The 23,796-nt window shown below is 69.8% G+C and carries 28 protein-coding genes and 1 pseudogene; 18 read left to right on the top strand and 11 right to left on the bottom strand.

Features of this window, described 5'->3' with window-relative positions:
* Window positions 1–136: 136 nt before the first annotated feature.
* Window positions 137–412, bottom strand: coding sequence for a DUF4031 domain-containing protein (locus RND61_RS08315; RefSeq protein WP_315877161.1), 276 nt, complete (start codon window positions 410–412; stop codon window positions 137–139).
* Window positions 409–765: a hypothetical protein gene (locus RND61_RS08320; protein ID WP_315877162.1), complete on the bottom strand. Its 357-nt coding sequence runs from the start codon at window positions 763–765 to the stop codon at window positions 409–411. The genes RND61_RS08315 and RND61_RS08320 overlap by 4 nt, the downstream gene beginning before the upstream one ends.
* Before the next feature lie 57 nt (window positions 766–822).
* Between RND61_RS08320 and RND61_RS08325 the strand changes: the two genes are divergently transcribed.
* The 3 genes from RND61_RS08325 to RND61_RS08335 are packed head-to-tail and all read left to right on the top strand — an operon-like array spanning window position 823 to window position 4,449.
* Window positions 823–1,767: a MurR/RpiR family transcriptional regulator gene (locus RND61_RS08325; protein ID WP_315877163.1), complete on the top strand. Its 945-nt coding sequence runs from the start codon at window positions 823–825 to the stop codon at window positions 1,765–1,767.
* A gap of 60 nt (window positions 1,768–1,827) precedes the next feature.
* Window positions 1,828–2,766 (top strand): N-acetylmuramic acid 6-phosphate etherase, encoded by a 939-nt coding sequence (murQ, locus tag RND61_RS08330; RefSeq protein WP_315877164.1) that lies wholly within the window; start codon window positions 1,828–1,830, stop codon window positions 2,764–2,766.
* Window positions 2,767–2,793: 27 nt separating this feature from the next.
* Entirely contained in the window at window positions 2,794–4,449 is a 1,656-nt protein-coding gene (locus RND61_RS08335; RefSeq protein WP_315877165.1) for a PTS transporter subunit EIIC, read from the top strand.
* 326 nt (window positions 4,450–4,775) lie between these two features.
* Here RND61_RS08335 and RND61_RS08340 read toward each other — a convergent pair whose 3' ends face one another.
* A complete protein-coding gene (locus RND61_RS08340) occupies window positions 4,776–5,123 on the bottom strand; it encodes a DUF1036 domain-containing protein (protein WP_315877166.1) in 348 nt (115 codons plus the stop codon).
* A gap of 21 nt (window positions 5,124–5,144) precedes the next feature.
* Window positions 5,145–5,351: a hypothetical protein gene (locus RND61_RS08345; RefSeq protein WP_315877167.1), complete on the bottom strand. Its 207-nt coding sequence runs from the start codon at window positions 5,349–5,351 to the stop codon at window positions 5,145–5,147.
* Window positions 5,352–5,756: 405 nt separating this feature from the next.
* Between RND61_RS08345 and RND61_RS08350 the strand changes: the two genes are divergently transcribed.
* The 3 genes from RND61_RS08350 (at window position 5,757) to RND61_RS08360 (ending at window position 8,184) form a co-directional block, all read left to right on the top strand.
* Window positions 5,757–5,882 carry a hypothetical protein gene (locus RND61_RS08350; protein ID WP_315877168.1) on the top strand — a complete coding sequence of 42 codons (126 nt, stop codon included), beginning with the start codon at window positions 5,757–5,759 and terminating at the stop codon, window positions 5,880–5,882.
* 390 nt (window positions 5,883–6,272) lie between these two features.
* Entirely contained in the window at window positions 6,273–6,698 is a 426-nt protein-coding gene (locus RND61_RS08355) for a hypothetical protein (protein ID WP_315877169.1), read from the top strand.
* An 82-nt stretch (window positions 6,699–6,780) separates the two neighbouring features.
* Complete coding sequence (locus RND61_RS08360; protein ID WP_315877170.1) at window positions 6,781–8,184, top strand: VanZ family protein; 1,404 nt, start codon at window positions 6,781–6,783, stop codon at window positions 8,182–8,184.
* Between the two features lie 440 nt (window positions 8,185–8,624).
* On the opposite strand, the pseudogene RND61_RS32825 reads toward RND61_RS08360, so the two are convergent.
* Window positions 8,625–8,914: pseudogene (locus RND61_RS32825) on the bottom strand (transposase family protein); the annotation flags it as partial.
* 595 nt (window positions 8,915–9,509) lie between these two features.
* Between RND61_RS32825 and RND61_RS08370 the strand changes: the two are divergent.
* The 4 genes from RND61_RS08370 (at window position 9,510) to RND61_RS08385 (ending at window position 12,605) form a co-directional block, all read left to right on the top strand.
* Window positions 9,510–9,896: a hypothetical protein gene (locus RND61_RS08370; RefSeq protein WP_315877171.1), complete on the top strand. Its 387-nt coding sequence runs from the start codon at window positions 9,510–9,512 to the stop codon at window positions 9,894–9,896.
* Window positions 9,897–9,970: 74 nt separating this feature from the next.
* Window positions 9,971–10,714, top strand: a complete 744-nt coding sequence (locus RND61_RS08375) for an ATP-binding cassette domain-containing protein (protein WP_315877172.1) — start codon at window positions 9,971–9,973, stop codon at window positions 10,712–10,714.
* A 2-nt stretch (window positions 10,715–10,716) separates the two neighbouring features.
* Window positions 10,717–11,934 carry a DUF7224 domain-containing protein gene (locus tag RND61_RS08380; RefSeq protein ID WP_315877173.1) on the top strand — a complete coding sequence of 406 codons (1,218 nt, stop codon included), beginning with the start codon at window positions 10,717–10,719 and terminating at the stop codon, window positions 11,932–11,934.
* Between the two features lie 293 nt (window positions 11,935–12,227).
* Entirely contained in the window at window positions 12,228–12,605 is a 378-nt protein-coding gene (locus RND61_RS08385; RefSeq protein ID WP_315877174.1) for a hypothetical protein, read from the top strand.
* 85 nt (window positions 12,606–12,690) lie between these two features.
* Here the strand turns inward: RND61_RS08385 and RND61_RS08390 are convergent, their stop codons facing one another.
* Window positions 12,691–13,425, bottom strand: coding sequence for an ArsR/SmtB family transcription factor (locus RND61_RS08390; protein WP_315877175.1), 735 nt, complete (start codon window positions 13,423–13,425; stop codon window positions 12,691–12,693).
* Window positions 13,426–13,704: 279 nt separating this feature from the next.
* On the opposite strand from RND61_RS08390, the gene RND61_RS08395 reads away from it, so the two are divergent.
* The 3 genes from RND61_RS08395 (at window position 13,705) to RND61_RS08405 (ending at window position 16,149) form a co-directional block, all read left to right on the top strand.
* A complete protein-coding gene (locus RND61_RS08395) occupies window positions 13,705–14,304 on the top strand; it encodes a flavin reductase family protein (protein WP_315877256.1) in 600 nt (199 codons plus the stop codon).
* Window positions 14,305–14,536: 232 nt separating this feature from the next.
* The gene (locus tag RND61_RS08400) at window positions 14,537–14,899 is read left to right on the top strand and encodes a YciI family protein (protein ID WP_315877176.1); all 363 of its coding nucleotides are present in this window, start codon (window positions 14,537–14,539) and stop codon (window positions 14,897–14,899) included.
* Window positions 14,896–16,149: an RNA polymerase sigma factor gene (locus RND61_RS08405; RefSeq protein WP_315877177.1), complete on the top strand. Its 1,254-nt coding sequence runs from the start codon at window positions 14,896–14,898 to the stop codon at window positions 16,147–16,149. The genes RND61_RS08400 and RND61_RS08405 overlap by 4 nt, the downstream gene beginning before the upstream one ends.
* 327 nt (window positions 16,150–16,476) lie before the next feature.
* Here the strand turns inward: RND61_RS08405 and RND61_RS08410 are convergent, their stop codons facing one another.
* Both RND61_RS08410 and RND61_RS08415 read right to left on the bottom strand, forming a co-directional pair.
* The gene (locus RND61_RS08410) at window positions 16,477–18,162 is read right to left on the bottom strand and encodes a hypothetical protein (protein WP_315877178.1); all 1,686 of its coding nucleotides are present in this window, start codon (window positions 18,160–18,162) and stop codon (window positions 16,477–16,479) included.
* A 55-nt stretch (window positions 18,163–18,217) separates the two neighbouring features.
* Window positions 18,218–18,733 carry a SigE family RNA polymerase sigma factor gene (locus RND61_RS08415; RefSeq protein ID WP_315877179.1) on the bottom strand — a complete coding sequence of 172 codons (516 nt, stop codon included), beginning with the start codon at window positions 18,731–18,733 and terminating at the stop codon, window positions 18,218–18,220.
* A 253-nt stretch (window positions 18,734–18,986) separates the two neighbouring features.
* Between RND61_RS08415 and RND61_RS08420 the strand changes: the two genes are divergently transcribed.
* Genes RND61_RS08420 through RND61_RS08430 form a run of 3 tightly spaced genes read left to right on the top strand, consistent with a single transcriptional unit; the run spans window position 18,987 to window position 19,994 of the window.
* Window positions 18,987–19,313 (top strand): PadR family transcriptional regulator, encoded by a 327-nt coding sequence (locus RND61_RS08420; RefSeq protein WP_315877180.1) that lies wholly within the window; start codon window positions 18,987–18,989, stop codon window positions 19,311–19,313.
* Window positions 19,310–19,666: a DUF1048 domain-containing protein gene (locus RND61_RS08425; protein WP_315877181.1), complete on the top strand. Its 357-nt coding sequence runs from the start codon at window positions 19,310–19,312 to the stop codon at window positions 19,664–19,666. The genes RND61_RS08420 and RND61_RS08425 overlap by 4 nt, the downstream gene beginning before the upstream one ends.
* Before the next feature lies 1 nt (window position 19,667).
* Complete coding sequence (locus RND61_RS08430) at window positions 19,668–19,994, top strand: DUF1048 domain-containing protein (RefSeq protein ID WP_315877182.1); 327 nt, start codon at window positions 19,668–19,670, stop codon at window positions 19,992–19,994.
* A 206-nt stretch (window positions 19,995–20,200) separates the two neighbouring features.
* Here the strand turns inward: RND61_RS08430 and RND61_RS08435 are convergent, their stop codons facing one another.
* Complete coding sequence (locus RND61_RS08435; protein WP_315877183.1) at window positions 20,201–20,500, bottom strand: DUF397 domain-containing protein; 300 nt, start codon at window positions 20,498–20,500, stop codon at window positions 20,201–20,203.
* Entirely contained in the window at window positions 20,497–21,312 is an 816-nt protein-coding gene (locus tag RND61_RS08440; RefSeq protein ID WP_315877184.1) for a helix-turn-helix domain-containing protein, read from the bottom strand. Before RND61_RS08440 ends, RND61_RS08435 begins: the two co-directional genes overlap by 4 nt.
* A 92-nt stretch (window positions 21,313–21,404) precedes the next feature.
* Here RND61_RS08440 and RND61_RS08445 point away from each other — a divergent pair, with 92 nt between their 5' ends.
* Together RND61_RS08445 and RND61_RS08450 are read left to right on the top strand one after the other, a co-directional pair.
* Window positions 21,405–21,863: a hypothetical protein gene (locus RND61_RS08445; protein ID WP_315877185.1), complete on the top strand. Its 459-nt coding sequence runs from the start codon at window positions 21,405–21,407 to the stop codon at window positions 21,861–21,863.
* Window positions 21,864–22,174: 311 nt separating this feature from the next.
* On the top strand, window positions 22,175–23,425 hold the full coding sequence (locus RND61_RS08450) for an LLM class flavin-dependent oxidoreductase (protein ID WP_315877186.1): 1,251 nt from the start codon (window positions 22,175–22,177) through the stop codon (window positions 23,423–23,425).
* A 99-nt stretch (window positions 23,426–23,524) separates the two neighbouring features.
* On the opposite strand, the gene RND61_RS32645 is transcribed toward RND61_RS08450, so the two are convergent.
* Window positions 23,525–23,707 (bottom strand): terminase gpP N-terminus-related DNA-binding protein, encoded by a 183-nt coding sequence (locus RND61_RS32645; RefSeq protein WP_391653083.1) that lies wholly within the window; start codon window positions 23,705–23,707, stop codon window positions 23,525–23,527.
* Window positions 23,708–23,796: the final 89 nt, after the last annotated feature.

Below are 23,796 nucleotides of genomic sequence, written 5' to 3' on the forward strand. Positions count from 1 at the left end.
GCCCCCGCCGACGGGGCCGGGCCGGGACCGGCGACCACCGCCCCGGCCGACAGGACCACCGTCCCGGCCGCCGAGGGCACCGCCCCCGTCGACGGGATCGGTCGGGCCGGCAGGGCCGCCGCCCCGGCCTGCGGCGTCACGCGGAAGGAGCCGGACGTCGTTTGGGGCGGCGCAGCCCGGCCGCGGTGAGGCGCCGCACCAGCTCCTTCGACCCGATCTCCACGGCGCCCGCCGCCACGGCGTCCGCGTACCGGTCGGACGGGATGTCGTAGTGGTCGCCGTCGAAGGCGCGCGGCGGGCAGCCGAGCGCGGCGGCTGCCGCGTGCAGCTCCTCGAACGACGCGTCGCTGATCAGGTGGGACCACATGCGGCCGTGGCCCGGCCAGTTCGGCGGGTCGATGTACAGCGTCACGTCAGGCCGCCGACCGGGGCGACCACCACACCGGCCCGCCCGCACACCCAGTGCGGGTCCGGGCCGAGCTCCGGCTCCACGTCCAGGGCGTGCGGGGCGCCCGAGTCGCAGACCGGGCACAGCGGCCAGCGCCCGTACCGCTCCAGCAGCGCGTCCTGCACGTCCTGCGCGATCAGCCCGGCGACGTACGGGAGGCCCTCCGGCCACTGCTCGACCCACCACCGGCGCCCCGCGACCGCGTCCTCCACCAGCGACACGATCTCCGCCTCGGCGACGTCCCGGGCGGACAGATCGGCGAGGACCAGCGCGCGTGCGGCGTGCAGCGCCTGCTCCACGGGGTCCAGCATGTTCATACGGCCATTCTGACGTGCGGGGTTGACGGTCACCATCGCTGAAAATACGTTTCAGGCGTGACCGAGTACCTGAAGGAAACTTTCACCGGTGGCGCGGTGACGACGGCGGGCGGCGCCGCTCCCGACCCGCTCGCCGCGAGGGTGCGCACCCTCGCCCCGTCCATGACGCGGTCCATGCAGCGCGTCGCCGAGGTCGTCGCCTCCGACCCGGCGGGCTGCGCCGCCCTCACCGTCACCGGCCTCGCCGAGCGGACGGGCACCAGCGAGGCGACCGTCGTCCGCACGGCCCGCGTCCTCGGCTACCCCGGCTACCGCGACCTGCGGCTCGCCCTCGCCGGGCTGGCCGCCCAGCGGACCTCCGGCCGCTCCCCGTCGGTCACCTCCGACATCGCCGTCGACGACCCGATCGAGGCCGTCGTCGCCAAGCTCGCCCGCGACGAGCAGCAGACCCTCGCCGACACGGCCGCCGCGCTCGACACCGCGCAGCTCGCCGCCGCCGTCACGGCCCTCGCCGACGCCCGCCGCACCGACGTGTACGGCATCGGCGCCTCCGGCCTCGTCGCCCAGGACCTGGCGCAGAAGCTGCTCCGCATAGGGCTGGTCGCGCACGCCCACAGCGATCCGCACGTCGCCGTCACCGGCGCCGTGCAGCTCCGCTCCGGCGACGTGGCCGTGGCCATCACCCACTCGGGCGCCACCGCCGACGTCATCGAACCGCTCCGCGTCGCCTTCGAACGCGGCGCCACGACCGTCGCCATCACCGGCCGCCCGGACGGGCCGGTCGCCCAGTACGCCGACCACGTCCTGACCACGTCCACCGCCCGCGAGAGCGAGCTGCGCCCGGCCGCCATGTCGTCCCGGACGAGCCAGCTCCTCGTCGTGGACTGCCTGTTCACCGGGGTCACCCAGCGTACGTACGCGACGGCCGCGCCCGCCCTGTCCGCGTCGTACGAGGCGCTCGCCCACCGCAGGGCGCCGCGCCAGCGCACGACCTCCCGCTGAGCCCCCGTCCGAACCCGCCGAGCCCCCGTCGAACCCGCTGAGCACCGAGAGAGCCGCGCCATGAACGACCCCGCCCGGGACCCCGCCGCACTCCGCACCCAGCTCGACGCCCTCACCACCGAGGAGTTCCGCCCCGACCTCGCGGACGTCGACATGCGGCCCACCCTCGACATCGCCCGCGCCATGAACGCCGGGGACCGGGCCGTCCCCGACGCGGTCGCCGCGCAACTGCCCCGGATCGCCGCCGCCGTCGACGCCATCGCGCCCCGCATGGCGCGCGGCGGGCGCCTCGTCTACGCGGGCGCGGGCACCGCCGGGCGGCTCGGCGTGCTGGACGCCAGCGAGTGCCCGCCCACCTTCAACGCCGACCCGTCGCAGGTCGTCGGCCTCATCGCGGGCGGCCCCGACGCGCTCGTACGGTCCGTGGAGGGCGCGGAGGACTCGGAGGCCCTCGCCCACGAGGACCTCAAGGCCCTCGACCTCACCCCGGACGACACGGTCGTCGGCGTGTCCGCGTCCGGCCGCACCCCGTACGCGGTGGGCGCCGTCGTGTACGCGCGCGACGTGGGAGCCCTCACCGTCGGCCTCGCCTGCAACACGGGCAGCGCCCTCGCGGCCGCCGCCGACCACGCGATCGAGGTGGTCGTCGGGCCCGAGTTCCTCACCGGCTCGACGCGGCTGAAGTCCGGTACGGCGCAGAAGCTCGTCCTCAACATGATCTCGACGATCACGATGATCCGCCTCGGCAAGACGTACGGGAACCTGATGGTCGACGTGCGGGCCACCAACGCCAAGCTGCGGGCCCGCTCCCACCGCATCGTCGCGCAGGCCACGGGCGCCGCGGACGAGGAGATAGCGCGGGCCCTGGAGGCGACGGGCGGCGAGGTGAAGCACGCCATCCTCGTCCTGCTGGGCGGGGTGGACGCCCCGGCCGCCGCGCGCCTCCTCGCGGAGCACCACGGTCATCTGCGCGCCGCGCTGGCAGCGGCGTCCCCCTGACGCACCCCCGCACGCGAGGCCCCCCACATGACGACGACCGAAGACCCCCGCCCGTCGAACCACCGCTCCACGGCCGCCGCGCTGCTGCCGCTCGTCGGCGGCGCCGCCAACGTCACCTCCGTCACCCACTGCATGACCCGCCTGCGCCTCGCCCTGCGCGACCGCGCCCTCGTGCGCGACGCGGAACTGCGCGCCCACCCGGCGGTGCTGGGCGTGGTGGAGGACGGGGAGACGTACCAGATCGTGTTGGGCCCGGGGAGGGTGGCGCGGGTCACCCCGGAGTTCCAGGCCCTGGTCGCCGAGGCGAACGCCACCGCCCCCGCTCCCGCCGCCGCCCCCGCTCCTGCCGCCGCCCCCGCTCCCGCCCCCGCTCCTGCCGCCGCCCCGGACCTGGCCGTCCCGAGCACCGCCGCCCCGGGCGCCGCCGCCCCAGCCGACCCCGCCGCCCCGGGAGGCCCAGCCGTCCCCGCCGCCCAGGGAGGCCCTGCCGGCCCTGCCGGCCCTGCCGGCCCTGCCGGCCCTGCCGGCCCTGCCGGCCCTGCCGGCCCTGCCGGCCCTGCCGGCCCCGCCGGCCCTGCCGGCCCCACCGGCCCCGGGGGGCCGGTGGCCGCCGGGGACGCGCGGCCCGTACGCCGCCTCCTGCGCCGCGTCGCGAACGTCTTCGTCCCCCTCATCCCCGCCCTGATCGGCTGCGGCGTCATCGCCGGCCTGGGCGGCCTCCTCACCAACCTCGGCGCCCTGCCGTCCCTCACCCCCGCCCTCACCGCGATCGCGTCCGGCTTCATGGCGCTGATCGCCGTCTTCGTCGGCTACAACACGGCGCAGGAGTTCGGCGGCACCCCGATCCTGGGCGGTGCCGTCGCCGCGATCGTCGTCTACGCGGGCGTCGCCCGGATCGAGGTGTTCGGGCAGCAGTTGTCACCCGGCCAGGGCGGCGTGCTGGGCGCGCTCGCGGCGGCGTTCCTCGCGACGCGCGTCGAGCAGTGGTGCCGCCGCCGCGTCCCCGAGGCCCTGGACGTCCTCCTCACACCCACCCTGACCGTCCTCGTCGCGGGCCTGGCGACGGTGTACGGGCTGATGTACGCGGCCGGGAAGGTCGCGTCGGCGGTCGGCACCGCCGTCGACGGGCTCCTCTCCCACGGCGGCGCGGCGGCCGGGTTCGCCCTCGGCGGGCTGTTCCTGCCGCTCGTCATGCTGGGCCTGCACCAGGCGCTGATCCCGCTGCACGCCACCCTCATCGAGCAGCAGGGGTACACGGTCCTCCTCCCGGTCCTCGCCATGGCGGGCGCCGGGCAGGTGGGTGCGGCGCTCGCCGTGTACGTGCGGCTCCGCCGCGCCGAGGAACTGCGCCGGACGATCCGGTCCGCGCTGCCCGCCGGGCTGCTGGGCGTGGGCGAACCGCTCATCTACGGGGTGACGCTGCCGCTGGGCCGCCCGTTCGTGACGGCGTGCGTGGGCGGGGCGGTCGGCGGGGGAGTGGTCGGCCTGTTCGGGATGTGGGGCGACAAGGTCGGCTCGACGGCGATCGGCCCGTCGGGCTGGGCGCTGTTCCCCCTGCTGGACGGGCCGGGCGGCCCCCTCGCCACGGTCGGCGCCTACGCGGCGGGCCTCTTCGCCGGGTACGCGGAGGGGTTCGTCGCGACGTACTTCTTCGGCCTGCGCCACGTCACCCCACCCTCGTGACCCGGCCCCCGTGACCCCGCCTCGTGACCCGGCCCCAGTCACCCCGCTTTCGTCACCCCGCCTTCGCAGTCGGGCCTTCGTGGCCCCGCCTCCCCATGACGGCGCCCCCCCCATGACGGCGCGCCCCCTGTTCCCGTCCCCACGGGACAGCGCTGCGGCCCGACGCGCCTCTCCCGCACCCCGGGCCGCCTCGTACCACCGCCCACCACTCACCGCTCACCGGGCGCCGGGGCGTCGGTCTCCCGCCCCGCCGGGCCCGGTGCGCGGTGTGTCACGACGGGCACTTGTTGTGACTGGGTCCCCGGGTTTTCCCGGGAAGGCCCTTCTCAGGGAACGATGTTCCACGTCTTGTCGGCGTTGCCGTCGACGTTGAACAGGTACATGTTCGCTTGGAAGGCGTCGCTACTGCTGGTCCACTCGCACCACTTGAACCTTCTCAACGTCAAGTACCTGTAGATTCCCGAGCCCGGCCACACCTGGCCGTTTCCCGTGATGTAGTCGCACCACCACGGGTAAACACTGCCCAGGTTGCCGCCGAAGGGAATCCGGGACTCCCCCGGGGGAATGTTCCACCAGCCTTCCTTCGTCCAGTCGCCTCCGTCCACGCAGTTGGGCGTGTAACGCATGATGGCCACCGACACGGGGAAGGGACAGCTGTTCACGTACTGCAACATCGTGATGACCCCTTCCGGGCCTCAAGGCTCGTCGGCGCCCGAGGAACGCCCTGAGGCGGGGGGCGGCTTCGATGGGTCCCCCTGCTCGATGAGCGCGTCCGGTGCCTTTTCCGCCTGGTACGGCCGACGCACCGAGAAGCTGGACTTCCGGTCCTGGGTCCGTTCGGGCGGGGCACCGAGATCGTCGGTCCTGCTGACCGGCATGGTGAATTCTTCTTCTTCCGGCACGGTGTCCTCCTTCAGGTGGGGTGTCGAGGATCCGCGATGCGGGAACCGCCTCGTCGACGACCTGAAACGGGGACGCGTCCGTCCCTGAGAACGACACCGGCCCAGTGGGCCGGGATTCCACCCGGCTCTTCTCGGATTCTTCTGGAACGGGCTGGCACCGATTTTCCGCATGCCGCCGGCTGGGGCGTTGAATCAGTCTTTCACCACGCCCGTGGTGCGGCAACCCCGGCCCGGACGGACAATTCCGCCGAGCCACTTCCCCCGGCATCGCTTCCCCCGGCAGGAGCGGCGAGAACGGCCCCCGCCCCGCCCGCCCCGCCCGCCGGGCCCCCGCCCCGCGCCACACAGGGGAGCACCCGATCCGATGAACACGCGGCAGAAATCCTGAGGGGAGGAGCGCACGGGGTGCTCCGTCGCGTCCGTCAACCTCATGAAGGTGACGAGATCTTCGAAAACCTCGCGGACGAACTGGAAGCTGATGACGAAGAGCTCGCCGCCTCGATCGTGCTGGGGGAGCAGTGGGGTGGGTAAGTTCCACTGGCCCATGTTCGGGTTGAGCCGCACGCACTTACGGATGTGCCGACGAGCCTGGGTGTGACGGCAGCCAGATGGATTGAGGGTCGTCGGGACGGCGAGGGGACGTCACCGGCACTTCGACCGCTGCAGGGACTGCTCCCCGGATCTACACCGCTCCCTGACCTGCTGCTACAGCCGGGCAAGCGCATGATTGATTTAGGCTACTTAGAGTCACAAGTTGGTTATTTTACGCCATCATGTCGTCCAGTGGTGGATCTCGCGGGGTGTCGAATGTTCGATCTAGTTCGGGCCCCCATGCGAGGGGCCGTCAAGTGGGATCCGTCTGTGATCCGGCCTCCATCGACTCCAGGAGGTGCTTGACACGCCCGAGACAAAGGAATCAGAGTGCGATCCAAGACGAGCGCTGCTGTCATCTCGGCGGCCCTGGCCGCCGGCTCTATCCTGGTCGGCGCCCCGACCGCCTCGGCCAACACGTACTGCAGTTCCTCGGGCTACACCGAGGGAGGTTTCCCCAGCTTGCGCTGCACCAAGCTGTCCAACGGTGTTCTGAGCCATGGCAAGCGTGACCTGTACCCGACGCACGGCACCGGCGTTCACACCACCTATTACAAGTCCGGTGGCTCTGCCGTCAGCGTTCGCCTCGGCTACACCATGAGCGGGTCCACCACGTACTCGTCCTACTTCTCCATCAGCTCTGGTCAGACGGTGACACGGTCGTGGACGGCGAGCGCCAGCGCGCTGTGCCTGAGCAGCGTCGGCATCCTGAACTACTCCGCCGGTAGCTACCAGACGCCCGCCGCCCATTGCTGAACCGGCAGCATGCGGGACTCCGTCCTTGTCCAGGCGGAGTCCCGCGACGCTCTGTTGGCCTGACTTCAGCAAGGAACCGACCGTGTTTACCGCCATCTTCCAAGACCACTATGGCTACCTAGCCGCATGCACTCTGGCCGCCCTCGCTCTCGGGATCGGAGCTTGGCTGCTCGCCCGTCGTCTGCGTAGTCCTCACGGCGTGTGGTTCGCCGGCCTCGCAGCCACAGTTGCCGGAGTTCTCAGCGTCACCTTCATGGGCAGCGGTCCTGCCAGTGGCCAGTGCGTCATCAACCACGACGTGGTCGAGCCCTTTCGGACTACCCAAGGCCTATGGAATCTCACCATGACGGTTCCACTCGGCTTCTTCGCGCTCATGGCAGTCAGGTGCCCGCTGCCCGTACTCGTCGGAGTGGTCACCTTTCCCTTGGGTATTGAGGTCGTCCAGGCGGAGGTCGACGGCCTGGGACGAGTGTGCGATAGCGCCGACGCACAGATGAACATTCTCGGCGGCCTCATTGGACTTACCGTCGCGGTGCTCGTACTCCTCAAGCTCGAAACGATCGAGTGGAAGGGCGCGGCCAGGGCCTCCCTGTTCGCCTCACTCGCCGTCGTGCTTCTGGGATCCGGCGTCGCCTACCCGGCTATGGCCTTCACCCACATCGACGGCACGGGGCTGTCCCAGGCGGACGACAATCAGCGGCAAGCCGTAGAGCATGCGGTGAAGGAAGCCTTCGGCGACCGCTACAAGCTGGGCCCCGTCTACGACCAGCCCTGTGTCGGAGTACCCTGTCGAAACGTCGCCTTCACACTACTGAGCCGGGACACGGCACATCCGGAGCAGTTTGCCAACGGCACCCTCTCCTGGCCGGACAAGAACCGCTTCAACGTGCTCCTTCAGGACAGTGACCGGCCCAGCGCGATGGGTTATCCGGTCACTGGTAGCAAGCCGCCCACCACTGACGATGCTGCTTACGAGGTTGCTCAGGCATACATGCGTGAACGCTACCCATGGGGCGCGGACGCCACAGTTCACAAAACATACCCCGTGGGCGGGAAAGCGGAGCTCGGGTGGATCACCAGCTGGCGGTGGATCGACGACGGTGTCCTCATGCCCAGGATGCTGGATGTACAGGTCAGCCGTGTCGGTACCGTTTCACAGGTAGACGTCTCCCTCGGACCTGAGCATCTGGACCTCGACAAGCCGAAGCTGGACGCCAAGAAGGCGGAGTCGCTGGTCCGAGAAGCACTGGCCGAGCAACTCGCCGATCGCGGTGGCGTGCCGGATGACATGACGATCAAAGCGTTCACGCTCAAAGCCGTCGACAGGGATGGCATCTGGCGCCCCACGTGGCTCGTAAACATCTCACAGGGTACTCGGCAACCGGCACCCGACATCCAGACGAGCGGCATGGCGGACATCTGGCGCGTGGACTCGCTCAACGGACACGTGTACGACGGCGCAGACCAGCTTCTGAAGGAAAACTGATCACACACGTTCCACGACGAGATAGTCGCGGGCGCTGCCCTTGACCAGTACCTTCCGGCCATGACCTGCGGACCGCCCCGTCCGCGGGCGCCGGCGCCCCGTCGAGTTGGCAGCGCATGATCCCTCACACTGAACCAACGCCTCGAAGAGGGAGCCGGGAACCCGCCCGAGTGCCTCCCCACGCCGTCCAACAGCCGCGGTCGTCGGTCTTCCCGCATGTGCGAGGAGACTGACGACCGGCCTCGCGCGGGCTTCGCGACACCCATACGCGGCCCAGCCGAAGCAAGCTCAACCAGTACCGCTCGCCAAGACGGGGCGCCGGAGCAGTAGAAGCAGCACATCGTACTCGGGCCGGGTGGGCAGGGACTGCAAATCGTTCGGGTCTGTTCCGTAGTCGATGGTGGCGGAGGAGGGGGAAGTCCGCGCGGCCATACATCGGAGCCCGGGGGCCAGTTCCAGGAAGGCTGCCGCCTGCAGTCCAGGACCGGACAGACCAGCCGTCGTATCCTCGCCCGGACCACGACCTGCCGGTCCTCGACCGACACATCCCGCACCGTCCGGCCGTGATACCCGTGGCTCCCGTCACGGCCCCGCACTCCGGACAGGGAACGAGAACATCCCGGGTCCGAGCCGTAGCCCGGACTATTCCGCCGCCGTCCGCCACACCCTCGATGACCAGCGTCGGCAACCCCGAAAACACCGTTTCCACCAGTGTGTTCGCATCATGCACGCTCAATGGTCGCAGAGGAGCATTTACCGTCACCACCGACTACGAAACAGCCCTGTTCGACTGGCAGACCCTCCTGGTGGATGCCGTATGCACCGGTGACACCTCAGCGGACAACCGGCCGTCAGCCACTACGACACCACGAGAGCAACTTCAGTCACCGGCGAACCCGGCGAAAAGATCAAGACGAAGTGTTAATGATCTCGCAAGCCCTTAAGCGCAGTTTGCCTTTCCTCGAGGAACTCCGGCAGCGACAACCTGAGGGGTAGCTCCAAGTCGCGATGCCCCCCTTCGCTCAGGAGTAGGCCTGGGCGCCTTCTACGGCGTCGCGTTGACAGCGCCCCAACCACCTAGTATCGGTCATGTGTCCGGTTGGACGGTGGATCGGTAACCACGAGCACAGTAATCGAGTAATGTACAGTGGCCATTTCCCGACATTTCCTTAAAGTTTCACCCCCGTCGACAGTATGGCCGATCTTGACTCCCAACCTGTTGGCGGACCGCGGCCGGGAACGTATGTTCCAGGAAGTCACGGATCCTTCGCGCAATCCGGAGACGAGCGAAAAGTTGGAGTTACACCCACAAGAAGTGGAATGACATGAACATGAAGATCAATCGGGTAGGGGCCGTCGCAGTGGCTGCCTTGGTTGCGACTTTCTCCCTGTCCCCTCCGGCCTCTGCCGAGGGGAGTTGGAGCAGCTCCATATCCAACTGGCTGAGCGGCAATGAATCCCGTCGCTGGACGGACAACCACAACGACAAGGCCAGCACGACTGTAAGCTTCTCGGGTTGCAACTTCGGGGGACCCTCGAGCGCGACCCTTGAACTCGATCACGTCAGAGACTTCCTTCCGGACGTGAGCCACGGCACGAGGAGCAACACCTGTAACACGGTGTCCTGGGGCGAAGTGGGGGCCGCAGATTTCTACTTCATCTACATAGGCTCGACTAGGCTCAACGTCAGCAGCGTCGTCACCCGTTACTGAAAGTAATCGGGCCGATTGCGGCCCCCTGCTCTTCCGGGGGGCCGCATCTCTCATGGAAGCGGTAGAAGACCAGGATGACCATCCATATCTCGCGCTGTTCCTTTGGGTACCGGCGCCGGGATCTCGTACTCGAAGACCTGACGCTCGAACTGCCGTCGGGATGCGTTGTGCTCCTCGGGCCGAACGGCGCAGGGAAGTCGACATTGCTGGCACTTCTCGCGTCCGCGCTCACCCCTCACGCGGGGAGCGTGACGCTCGGTGATCTTGACACGCGTAGGCGTGGTGATCTGAAGCAGTATCGACGGCAGGTCGGCTGGCTGCCGCAGCAGGTGTCTCCCGTCCCAGGGCTGCGGGTCAGGGAACAGGCAGCGTATGCCGGTTGGCTGAAAGGCATGTCGCGACGGGACGCATGGGACGGCTCTCTGGAGGCGATCAAGCGGGTCGGATTGGGAGAACTGGCCGAACGCTCCGCCGCCCGTCTGTCAGGAGGCCAGTTACGGCGCCTCGGTATCGCTCAAACGCTGGTGCATTCGGCGCGAGTGGTACTGATGGACGAACCGACCGCCGGCCTCGACCCGACACAGCGAAGGGTGTTCCGCGACCTCCTGGAGAATCTCAAGGGTCGGGCGAGCTTCGTGGTCTCTACTCACCAGACAGAGGATTTGGCGGACAGCTACGACTCGGTCATCCTCCTCGATCGAGGTCGCATCCTCTTTCAGGGGACAACCGACTCCTTTCTCGACCTCGCGCCCCGTCAGGTGGCGCAGGAGCGTCGGGCCGAGGCCGCCTACGCCGGCCTGGTCAGGGAGGAGGTGTAAACATGCCGTGGCGCATCGTGCTGCGGGTGTCCGTCGCCCCCCGCATCGGCATTCTGCTCCTCCTGTGGTTGCTTGCGTACAGCAGCAAGGTCACCGAACTGGTCACTCACGGGTACTGGGAGTCGGTTGCCGCGCAAAGTGCTTCCCTGCTGGTCTGGACAGCGCCGGCCGTGGCCGCTTGCGGTGCTTGGGAGGGGGTGCGCGTCCGGCAGTCCCGGGCTCTGCAAGGAGCACCAGTGCGGACTTTCAGCAGCGTGTCACTTGCCGCCCTGACACCTACGCTCATCCTGGGGACCCTTGCAGTGGCGGTATCCCTCGGTCTGCTCCTGCCGCAGGCCGCAGGTAGTCCCGGCTGGACCACCGTGGCAATAGTCGGTTTGGAACTGCTGGTTGTCGCGGCGCATACCGCCATCGGATACGTCATCGGGCTCAGCTTGCCTCGACTGCTGGCCGTTCCTGTGGCGCTGGTGGGCAGCTTCGTATGGATGGCTTATCCAGCGGCAATGAACACCTTCTGGATCCGGCAGTTGAACGGTACGAACCTCGCCGAGTGCTGTGCGCTCGACCAAGTAGTAGCGCCCCGCAGTATTCTGGCGCCGATGCTTGTTTCGATCGGTCTGCTCCTGGCCGCCCGACTGGTGACAGTACGGCGGTGGAGTCTGCGGATCCTGGCCCCCATTTCCCTGACTGTTGTAGTGGCCCTCTCCGCATGGATTGCCCATCCCCTTGGATACAGCGCGGCCGAATCCCGCTCCACTGCCTTGCGTACCTGCTCGGGCGTGCAGCCGCGGGTCTGCCTCTGGCCCGAACAGCGCGACGCCGCCCCGGACGTCGTCGCATGGGCAACAGACGCACACACCCGTCTGGCTTCCCTCGGCGTCACCACCGCCGCGGAGCTGTCGCCGCGGTCATCCATGCCGACGTCCAATGATGTTCGCTCTCTTGTCGCATTGAGCGCTCTACCCGAAGATATCCCGACCTGCGCCAAGTATGGCGAATGGCCTGGAAGTCAGGCGTACGGGCCGCTCAGCATGTGGCTTGCCGTCACCGCAGGGGCGGACTTCCAAGTCGTCGCATCCCGTTACGCGCCGGCTGAAGTCGAAGTCACCACCCGCATTCTCGAACGTCCCCACCAGGTCCAGCAGGCCTGGTTCCAGCAGAACGTGAAAACCCTCAAGCGGTGCGACCTGCAACCCCTCCTCAACTCCGAGCGCTCCTGAACCCGCCACCACGAGCAAACTGACAGAGAGAGAAGTTCATGGACTGGTGGCTTCGTGTCCGCCGAGTGCCCGCAGTCTGCGCCAGCCTCGTCACCTGTCTGGTACTTGGTGCCGTTACCGATTCCATCCAGGTGCCCGTGCCGGTTGTGGTAGGCGGACTCTCCTTCTCGTTCCCCCTACCATTCCTGCTGCCACTCGCACCGGTATGTCTCATCTTGTACGGGCAGTCCCGTGGAGACAGTGCCACCGAGGTGACGGCCGCGCGACCTGTAAGACGGTGGGACACCGGGTTCATGACGGCCTGCACGACAGTGATGCTGGCTGGAGGCTGGCTCGTGTCGTCCATGACCGGCCATATCCTTGCCGCAGGAATGGCCCGTAATTTCATGGGCTACCTCGGACTCGCGCTACTACTGCGTATCTTCATCAGCTCTCATGTCGCGGCCGCACTTGTCACGCTCTTTCCGATTGCTTGCGCCGCCTTCGGGGTTCGCCACGGAACCCCTGCAAGGTGGGCATGGCCGCTGCACGAGCCCGCATACCTACCGGCATTCATCGAAGCTTTTTCCTTGGGGATCGCCGGACTGGCCGCTGCCGCTATCCCTATTTCCGCTGGCCGCCTATTGAACCGAAGCGCTTCGGGTTCAGGTTCGTTGAGAGCGCGTGAATGAACTGGTGGGGTCCTGCAAGCCTGGTCGCCGGACGCGCAGGAGGCTGTGCGGGTGCTGGGGTTTCTGCACTGGTGGAGGGCCGGAGTCAAGCGGAGGTCACGGCCGTGTCCAAGGTGTCCGGCAGGTCGAGGAGGGTGTGTAGGGCTTCGGCGCCCGCTTCCGTGACCCGTACGATCCGCGAACCGGTCCGCACCGTCAGCCACCCGGCATCCAGGCCGTGCCGGAACAGGGCCGCGCCGAGCGCCCCGGCCAGGTGGTCGCGGCGCTCGGTCCAGTCCAGGCAGGTGCGTACGTGGGGCCGGCGCGACCCGGCCGGGCGGTCGTCCGCGACGCCCGTCTCCCGCAGCCAGCGCAGCCCTTCGGCGGTCAGCGCCGGGCCGTGGTGCCAGTCCAGGTAACCCCGCTGCGTCATCGCGTCCGTCACCGCGACGCCCAGCGCGCCCGCCAGGTGGTCGTAGCAGGTGCGGGCGCGGGCCAGGGCGCGGCGCCGGTGGGCGTCGGTCAGGGAGCGCACGGGCGTCGGCCGGTACGGGGCGTGCGACGCCAGGCTCTCGATCATCTCGGCCGTGTCGGCGCCGGCGAGCCGCACGTACCGGTGCCTGCCCCGCCGTTCCTCGGTCAGCAGCCCCCCGGCGACCAGCCGGTGGAGGTGCCCGGTCGCCGTGGACGGGGCGACCCCGGCGTGCCGGGCCAGTTCCGCCGCCGTCCACGCCCGCCCGTCCAGCAGGGCCAGGCAGAACGCCGCGCGGGTGCGGTCGGCCAGGAGCGCCGCGAGCGCCGCGAGGTCCGGGCCGTCTTCGTACGCGTAGGGGCTGCTCACCGCTCCATTGTGGGCGGGTCACACTTCGGCCGCCGCCGAACTGTCCGCCGCCTACGGTCGTGGACCATGAACTCCACGCCCACGGCCGCACCCACGCGTACCCCTACGGCCGCACCCACGACCCCGGCCACGCCCGCACCCACGCCCACGCCCGTACCCTCGGCCACGCCCACACCCACAGCCCCGCTCACGCCCGCACCCACAATCGCGCCCACGTTCGCACCGGCACCCCCGGTCACGCCCACGCCCCCACCCCCGCCCGCCCGGCGGCACCGCACCATCACCCCGAGCATCCTGTACTTCGGCACGCCGGTCGTCCTCCTCACCACCGAGAACCCGGACGGCACCCCCAACCTGGCGCCCATGTCGTCCGCCTGGGCGCTCGGCCGGACGGTCGTCCTCGGCATGGGCGAGGGCAGCCGCACCGCCCACAACCTGGCCGACCGCCCCGACCTCGTCGTCAACCTGCCGTCGCCGGACCTGTGGGAGGCCGTGGAGCGCCTGGCCCCGCTGACCGGCGCCGACCCGGTGCCGCCCGCCAAGCGGGCCGTGTACCGGTACGAGCCGGACAAGTTCGCCGCCGCCGGGCTGACCCCGCAGGCGTCGGTACGGGTCCGCCCGCCGCGCGTCGCGCAGTGCCCGCTCCAGTTGGAGGCCCGCGTAGTGCAGCGCACCCCCAGCGCCGACGGCTCCTTCTGGACCGTCGAGGCGGAGGTGCTCCACGTCCACGCCGACCCGGCCGTCACCGTCCCCGGCACCCAGCACGTCGACCCGGACCTGTGGAGCCCCCTCGTCTACAACTTCCGCCACTACTACGGCCTCGGCCCGGAGCTCGGCCACGGCTTCCGCTCCGAGACGGCGGCGCTCCGGGCGGAGTGAGGGCCGGCGCCGACTGCCGGGCCAGGTGCGTGCGAGTGCCCACAGGGCTGCCCCCGTCGATGAGGGGACAGGTAGGTTGATCATTTGTGTCATGGGGGCGTGGGGACAGCCTTGGGCCCGGTGGAAGAAAAAGCGAAGAAAGTTGTCGTCGGATGTCGAGCGGCCGCTTCCGGCTCCGACTGAGGGGTGACAGCGCGCCGACGGGGCGCGCGGGGCTGAGGGGACGCACACGATGAAGTACGTCGCGATGATCTACGGCAACCAGGCCAAGTGGGACTCCTTCCCTGCCGAGGCATGGCCGGAAGCCATCGCCAAGCAGGAGCGGTTCAACAAGAAGTACCAGGAGACCGGAGAGCTCCTGGGCGCCTACGGCCTGGCGGATGCGGCCAACGCCCGGCTCGTGCGGCGCAAGGACGGGGCTCCCGCGGTCACCGACGGACCCTACCTGGAGGCCAAGGAGTACATCGCCAGCTTCTACCTGCTCGACTGCGAGAGCCAGGAGCGCGCGCAGCAGATCGCGGCGGACATGCCCTTCGCCGATGTGGAGCCGGTCGAGCTGTGGCCCGTCCTGCACGAGTCCGCGGCGGACGTGTGAGCGTGGACCACGGCGTCGAGGACCTGCTGCGCGAGCTGGCGCCGCAGGTCCTCGGCGCGCTGCTGCGCCGGTACGCCGCCTTCGACACGTGTGAGGACGCCGTACAGGAAGCCCTGCTCGCCGCGGCGTTGCAGTGGCCCGCCGAGGGTACGCCGGACAACCCGAGGGGCTGGCTGGTCACGGTCGCCTCACGCAAGCTGGTGGACCACGTGCGCAGTGAGCAGGCACGGCGGCGGCGTGAGGACCGTATCGCCCTGGCCACCCCGCAGGCGGAACTGCTCAGCCGTCCCGCCGATGCCGAGCCGGACGCCGACCGGGACGACTCCCTCGCGTTGCTGTTCCTGTGCTGCCACCCAGTGCTGTCCGCGCCGAGCCGGATCGCGCTGACGCTGCGCGCGGTCGGTGGCCTGACCACCGCCCAGGTCGCTGCTGCCTTCCTGGTCCCGGAGGCGACCATGGCCCAGCGCATCAGCCGGGCCAAGCAGACCATCAGGACCTCGGGCATGCCGCTGCGCATGCCCGGGGCGGCAGACCGCGGTCAGCGGCTGAACGAGGTGCTGCACGTGCTGTACCTGATCTTCAACGAGGGATACGCCACCACAGACGGCTCCGACCTGACCGCGCCCGCTCTGTCGACCGAGGCCATCCGGCTCACCCGACTGCTGCACCGCCTGCTCCCCGACGATGCCGAAACGGCAGGCTTGCTGGCGCTGATGCTGCTCACCGACGCGCGCCGCCCCGCCCGCATCGGCCCTGGCGGCGATCTGGTGCCGCTGGCAGAGCAGGACCGCGGCCAGTGGGATCGCCGGCTCATCGCCGAGGGAATCGACCTCATCAGCAAGACCCTGCCACGGGGGCAGGTCGGCCCTTACCAGCTACAGGCCGCCATCGCCGCCGTCCACGACGAGGCCGACCACGTCGACACCACGGACTGGCCGCAGATCCTCGCGCTGTACGAAATGCTGGAACGCCTCGCTCCGAACCCGATGGTCACCCTCAACCGTGCGGTCGCCGTCGCCATGGTCCACGGTCCCGCCGCCGGACTCGACCTCCTTACGACCCTGCAGTCCGACAAGCGCACGGCACGCCACCACCGCCTGCTCGCCACCAGGGCCCACCTCCTGGAGATGCTCGGTCGACACGACGCAGCGGTGGACGCCTACCGCGATGCCGCCCGACGTGCCACCAGCTCACCCGAACGGCGCCACCTCGCCTCCCGCGCAGCACGGCTCTCACCGGAATCGAGTTGACCGGCGACGTCGAGCCACCACCAATGCGTAGTCCCAGCGCCGGCGTTGCCTGTATTCGGATGTCCACCTGAAGAACTGGCGGCCCCTCACCGGACTCCGCACCGGCCCCTCCCTCGCGATCCGCCTCCCGCGCGACCCGCCCCCTGCGTGCCTGCTCGTCCTGACGACCTCGAAGGCGACCGCTGACAGAGGGTGTGCTGCACGGACTGCCTCCAACGGCCAATGCGATCACCCAGAGCGTCGTTCGTACCAGCCCGTTCATACCAGCCCTTTGACCTGCGGCTACAAGTTGCCGGAAGCTCAGCGCAGCTCCTGCCAAGGCGGAGGTCAGTTCCGCTCCTTCCGGAGCTCCAGGCTCCGCTGGAAGTTCTTGTTGTTCCAGTTGTCGGACAGGACCACCGTCTTCAGCCACGGCAGGCTGATCGGCGGGGTGGTGCGGGTCGCGTCGGCGTCCGGGGCGGGCGCGTTGTACGCCGTGACGGTGATGCGGGCGCCGCCCGGCTGCGCACCGGTGAGGACCCAGCGGATGACGCCCTTGCCGCCCCGGTCCACCCGCTCCTGGCGGACCTCCAGCAGCGGTTCGTCCCCGGTGTGCCGCCGGTTCCGGTCGACGCGCAGCTCGACGAGGCCGTCCCCCAGGCCGTCCTCGTTCCACACGGTCTTCTCCCCGGTGGCGATGAGGTCCATGTTGCGGAACCAGTGCGAGGGGCGCGTGGGCCCGCTGACCTCCTCGTCCGGCGCGACGGGCAGCGCGCTGAGCGCCGGCCGCCACGCGGACGACATGGCGACGGCCTTCAGTTGCTCCATCGTCAGCGGCGGTTCGTCCCGGCCGGCCTTCAGTTGCTCCGGTGTCAGCGGTGGCTCGTCCCGGCCGGCCTTCAGCAGCTCCATCGTCAGCGGCGGCTCGCTCAGGACGACCTCGCTCTTCTCGTCCGGGGTGTTCCACGCGGTGACCTCCACCATGTCCCCGGAGGCGGAGACGTAGGTGACCACGCGCTGCTTCGTGCCCTTGTTGTGCCGCAGCTCGTGCGCGCGCATCAGGGATCCGTCCGGGAGGGTCTTCCGCTCGCAGGCGCGGGAGCGGCACCGCGTGTGTTCCCGGACGGAGGCGCCGTTCCGGTCGACGCGGTACACCGTGACCTCGACCCGGGCCGCGCCCTTGCCGTCGTCGTACAGGAGGGATCCGGCCGGGCCGAGCGGGTGGTCGGTTCCCCGGCCGGCCCGCGCGCTGTACGTGCCCTTCGGCAGCAGCGACTGGAGCGTGGCGGCCATGCCCGGGCCGGACACGGTGGCGGGGGGCCTCACCCAGGCCGGGTCCATCGGCTTCTCGCCGAGCAGCGGGTCGACCTTCGGGAACCGGGCGAGTTCCTTGCGCCACTCGTTGGCGTTCGTCAACCGCGTCGCCTCCCAGGACAGCCCCGCTGCCGGGCGGGTGCCTTCGGGACTCTTCGGGTCGGGTGAGTTCCACAGGACCAGGTCGATGAAGTGACCCTCCGGGGTGATCACCTGGCGCCGGCACGAGCCGGTCTCGGTCGCGGTGGTCGGCTTCGTGGGGTTGAGGTGGGTGAGGTTCCGGCCGCCGTCGTCCCCGCGGCTCGCGTCCGCGACGCCCATGCGGAACTCGACGAGCCTGTCGCCGCCCGTGTCGGGGCGGTAGAGGAAGGAGACGCGCACGTACTCGCCGGGCCCGCGCGGAAGGACCTTCTTCTGGCTGAGGGTCCCGTCGGGCAGCAGCTTCTCGAAGATCGAGAAGACCCGGTCGCCGCCCAGCACCGGCGTCTCGTCGGCGATCGACGTGTCCCGGTCGAGGTCGGGCAGGATGCCGCTCGCGTACGCACCCGTGCCGAGCAGGCCCAGCGCGACGACGCTCGCGGCGACGGCGAGGGAACGTCTGCGGCGCACGCTGCGGCGCCCCTGTTCGGTGGCTGTCATGACCAGGATCTCCTGTCGGTCAGTGTCGAAGGTGCCGCCGACGCGGCGCAGCGCCTCGCCGAGCTCGTCCTCAAAGGGCATGGGGATTCACCAGTTCGCGTAGGGGTTCGAGGGGGTGGGGCCCGTGGGGCGGCGGTCAGACCGCGGTGAACTCGGCCAGGCTCGGCCCGAGGAGGGTCCGCAGCCGCGCCAGTGCCCGCGTGGACCGGGTCCGTACGGCGGCGGGGCTGGTGTTCATGGCGTGGGCGGTCTCCTCGACGCTGCGGTCCTCCCAGTACCGCAGCACCACCACGGCCCGGTCCTTCGGCGGCAGTTGCGCGAGGGCGTGGAGGAGCGCCAGCCGCGTGTCCGGGTCGCCGTCCTGCGCGGCCGTCCCGTCCGGGAGCTCCGGGAGGACGACCTCGTCGGAGGAGCGGCGGCCCCGGTGGGTGAGGAACACCCGGACCAGGACGGTCTGGGCGTACGCGGCGGGGTTGTCGATCCGGCGGCCCAGGCGGCGCCCCCACGCGACGTACAGCCGTCGCAGGGTCTCCTGCACCAGGTCCTCGGCGAGGTGCACGTCGCCGCTGGTGAGGAGGCACGCCGAACGGATCAGGTGCCCCGTGCGCCCGGCCGCGAACTCCATGAACTCGTCCGCGCGGGACTGTTTCATGCCCTCCCCGTCCATCCCTGTCGTCGATGGGGCCCGTACGCCCCCTCACTAGGACGACCCGGTGGGCCCGGGGAAACGTTTCACACCGGTTTCGACGCGACGCGGCGCGACGCGCCCCGGTCCGGGCGACGGGGGCCGCCGGGCCGGGGCGCCGGGTTCGCGCCCGCCAGAGACGCCCCCCGCCACTACTTGGTGGTACTGTATAGCGGTACTCAGTGGCACGGAGTACCAAGGGGGTTGAGGAGGGATCGCGGTGGACGACCTGACGGAGATGTTGAAGGGCACGCTCGAAGGGTGCGTGCTCGAAATCATCGGCAGCGAGGAAACCTACGGGTACGCCATCACCCGGCGGCTGAACGAGCTCGGCTTCACCGACGTCGTCGAGGGGACGGTGTACACCATCCTGCTGCGCCTGGAGAGGAACGGACTCGTCCAGGTGACGAAACGGCCGTCCGAGGTCGGTCCGCCGCGCAAGTTCTACGCGCTCAACGAAGCCGGACGCGAGGAACTCGCGAGGTTCTGGGCGAAGTGGCAGTACGTCTCATCACGCATCGACAGGCTCAGGGAGGGCGGGAGATGAGCTTCTGGGAGACCATCACGGGCAGCGATCTCACCAGGGAGTGGAAGGCGTTCGAGGCCCGGGCCGCGGCCCTGCCGGACGACCACCGGGCGGCGTGGGAACAGATCAAGGGCCACCTCTTGCCCCACGCGGACTTCACCGGCCGCAACCTGATGCCGATCCTCGACGCCGCCCTGGGGCTGCTCGAAGAGACAGCGGCGGACGGGCAGGGCGTCCGCGAGGTGCTCGGCGACGACGTCCGGGGCTTCTGCACGGCGCTGGCCGGTGGGGAAGGGGCCCGCACCTACCGCGACCGGTGGCGCGAGCAGTTGAACAGGAACGTCGCCAGGAAACTGAGCCGGCTGGGAGGCTGACGTGGGCATCCAGGACATCATCGAGGGCAAGAAGCAGTGGCGGGCGCACATGGCCCGGGTCAAGGCGCTCCCGCCGGACTACCAGATCGTCTACAAGGAGATGCAGAGGTACCTGTTCAAGGTCGGACCGGTCGACCTGCCCGACGGCCCCCTGCTCCCCGGGATCGTCGACTTCTTCGAAGAGGGCGCCGCCGCGGGCAAGGGGGTCCTGCAACTCATCGGCAGTGACGTCGCCGCGTTCTGCGACGACCTGATCAAGGACTCTCCCACCTACGCGGACGCCTACCAGGAATCCCTCCGCGGGGAGCTCGGCACAGCCGAGAAGTGACACCCGCCGCCGGACGCCGCCCCACGCCGCCCCATGCCGCCGGACGCGTCCGCGGTACCCCGGGGCCCGGCCGGTCGGTTCCAGGGCGGCACCGCCGCAGCGGCCGGGGCGAGCGGTCGTGCCGACTCCTGAGCCGTCGCGGTGGGTTGGCGCCCGGCCGGCGGGACGGCTCAGGAGGTCGTCACGGCGAGGGGGAGCGGACCGGGTCATTCCCCCACGGTGTGGAGGAATGCCGTCCACGCCTCCGGCGCCACGGCGAGGCCCGGGCGGGCGATGTCCTTGGAGTCCCGTACGTGCACGGCGTGCGGGCAGGAGGCGACCTCGACGCAGTCACCGCCCTGCGGACCGCTGTGGGAGGACTTGTGCCACGCGTAGCCCACCTCGACGCACTCGCCGCCCTGGTCACTGCTGTAGGAGGACTTGCGCCACGTGAAGGCGACCTCGACGCAGTCGCCGCCCTGGCCGCTGCTGTAGCTGCTCTTGAACCAGTTGAGGTCTGTGCTCATAGCTTTTCTGCCACCTGTTCGATGAGTTGTGCGGAAACTTCCGGGGACAGGGCCTGCGCTCGCATGGTGCCATAGCGCGCGAACACGTCCCCCAGGTCCGGTTGTTCGCTGAGAAAGTAGCGTCCGCCCTGCCCCTCGACGTAGACGAGCTGCCCCTGGCGCTTGGCCGTCTCCAACAGGACGAAGGGGCCACTGAGCCCCGCGTGGGTGTGCCGGTCCTCCGGCATCACCTGGATCTCGACGTTGGGCAGCCGTGCGATGTCGAGCAGGTGGAGCAGGCACTCCTTGAGCACGTCCGGTCCGCCGATGGGCCGGGTGAACGCGATCTTCTCCAGGACGAAGGTGACGTGCGGCCGGGGCGTGCGGTGGTACACCTGCTGCCGCGCGAGGCGCGCGGCGACTCCGGACTCGATCTCGTCCTCGTCTAACGCCGGAACGGCACACCTGAAGATCGCTTCGGCGTAGCGCTTGCTTTGCAGCAGCCCGGGGATCACGTGGTTCGCGTACATGTGGATCCCCGCCGCCTTCGCCTCCTCCAGCAAGTAGTCCTCGAACCACGCCGCGACTCCGCTCGCCGTGACCTCCTTGGCCACCTCCAGCAGGGCGCCGTCCGCGCCCAGGACCGCGTCCGCGATCTGTACGAAGTGGCCCTTCGGCTTGCGCTCGCCCCGTTCGATCATCGCCACCTGCGACTTGGAGTACGAGGTGTGCTTGCCGAGCACTTCCAGCGTGACCTTCGCCCGCTCGCGGTAGAACCGCAGCAGCCGCCCGAACGCCTTGGCGGCTCCGGGCGTCCCATTACCGTTGTACACAGAGTTCACCGTCCGTTTTCCCAGGTACACAGCCCTGCACGAGCGCCGTGTGGCGCTGGTCACAGTAGTAGCGCAGGCTGCAAGCTGGCCGCATGAATCTCCCCAAGGCACTTGACAGGACGCCCTCCTGGGTACCCGCCTCCGGGCACGCGCTGCGTCACGCGGGCGTGCACTTCGACGCCGTGCGGATCGCGGGAATGCTCGCGGAGGACGTCGCGTACCGCCTGATGACGTTCACCGATTTTCAGGCGGGTCCGGTCGTACGCGAGTTGACGGGCTGCCGGAACATGTACTTCCTGCTGCCGCCCGGCACGGCGGCCTCGTACCGCTGGCCGCCCGGCGACGCGCGCGTGCTGACGCGGAGCAGCGGCTGCGAGGCGTACGTGGGCGTCCCCGCGCTGGACGGGCTGACGTGGCCGCTGGACTGGCGCTCGCGACCCACCCGGGCCATGCCCTTCGTGGAGCCGGAACTGCTGCACCTGATCCTCTTGGAGGCCCGTGAGGCCGTCAGCGGGGCGCCCCGCCGGACAGGGGGGCCGCACGCGACGTGATCCGGGGGTCCGTGCCGTGCGCCCCCGGGTGTCCCGGCTGAAGGCAGAACCGCCGTACGGGACAGTCGTACGGGACGGCCGGACGGGACGGCCCCCGGCGCCGGGGGCCGGGGTGCGGCGGACGTGCCCTTTTCGGTCAACCACCTTCGAAGAAACGTTTGTTGAAAGACGAACCGCCGACGGCTACCAGCCAAAACAGGGCCGATTTAGTATGCGCGCGGGCGCTGGGGGCGGCTCAAGATCGGCATATGGAGGTGCCACGGGTGCTCACAGCACCTTGTGACGGATGCCGACCTGAGGAGTTCCCCCACATGCGATTCGGACTTCTGTACCAGCTCCAGTTGCCCCGACCGTGGGACGGCGACAGCGAGGAGCGTCTCTTCCACGAAGCGCTGGAGCAGATCGAATTGGCCGACCGGCTCGGCTACGACCACGTCTGGGCGACCGAACACCACTTCCTGGAGGAGTACTCCCACTCCTCCGCCCCGGAGGTGTTCCTCGCCGCCGCAGCCGCCCGTACCCAACGGATTCGGCTCTCCCACGGCATCGTCACCCTGGCCCCGTCCGTCAACCACCCGGTGCGGGTCGCCGAGCGGATCGCCACGCTCGACCTGATATCGGGCGGGCGCGTCGAGTTCGGCACGGGCCAGGGCAGCTCCCAGATGGAGCTGGACGGCTTCGGCGTCGACCGCACCACCAAGCGGGACCAGTGGCGGGAGGCGATCGGCGTCGTCGCGCGGATGCTCGCGGAGGAGCCGTTCACCGGGCACCAGGGCCGCTGGATCGACGTACCGCCGCGCAACGTCGTGCCGAAGCCGAAGCAGCGGCCCCACCCGCCGCTGTGGGTCGCCTGCACCGCCCGACCGACCATCGAGGCCGCCGCCCGCGCCGGCCTGGGCGCCCTGGCGCTGTCGTTCACCACGCCGGAGGAGGCGAAGGACTGGGTCGACCTGTACTACCGGGTGATCTCCTCCGACGACTGCGTGCCCGCCGGGCTCGCCGTGAACCCGAACTTCGCGGTGGCCCTGCCGTTCATGTGCCACCCCGACCCCGAGACCGCGTTCGACCGGGGCGTCGACGGCGCCCACTTCTGGTCGTACGGCCTCATGTACTACTACTTCCTCGGCAGGCACCGCCCCGGCAGCAGCGACATGTGGCGCCAGTTCCAGGAGACCCGCGACCAGCACGGCCTGTCCCGCAGCCCCGTCCAGGAACCCCCCGCGCCGGGCACCCCCGGGGCGCGGCTCGCGGAGATGGCGTCCCTGGGGCAGGGCATCGGCACGCCGGAGCAACTGGCCGACCTGGTCCGCCGGTACGAGGACGCCGGTGTCGACCAGGTCATCTTCGCCCCGCAACTGGGCAAGAACCGGCACGAGCACATCTGCGAGTCCCTGCGCCTGTTCGCCGAGGAGGTCATGCCCGAGTTCACCGCCCGCCGTGCCGCGCGGGACGCGGAGAAGGGCGCCCGCCTGGAGGTCCCGATCCAGCGGGCCCTGACCAGGATCCCCCCGGCGAGGACGGACATCGGGGACTACGTCGTCGCCCCGGAGCTGGGCGACTGAAGAGGAGAGGGACCCGGCCGGGCGAGGGGCCCGGCCGGACCGCTTGGGCGGGCGACCGGTCGCCGGGCGACGGCGCAAGGCATCGGTGCCGCCTGCCTCTCAGACCCATTTCCACCGCCGCACGCTCTCGTCACCGGCCTCCAGCATCCGAGCGATCTGGGCATTCGAACGTCCCTGATCGAACAACTCAGCCGCCCGCACACGCCGGGCCTCGGCCACCTGCGGTCGCATCAAAGGAGGAACGACGGGTCCGCAGACAACAGGCGAAGGCTTGAAAGACATGACGCCAGACTCCTACCAATGAGCCCACCACACCCACCGAAATTACGAAAAGATCAGCAGGGCGGCCTGCCAGTTGGAGCTTTTACTCT

Origin of the sequence: Streptomyces tamarix, from assembly GCF_032423885.1 — a bacterium.
GTDB classification, from domain to species: Bacteria; Actinomycetota; Actinomycetes; order Streptomycetales; family Streptomycetaceae; genus Streptomyces; species Streptomyces tamarix.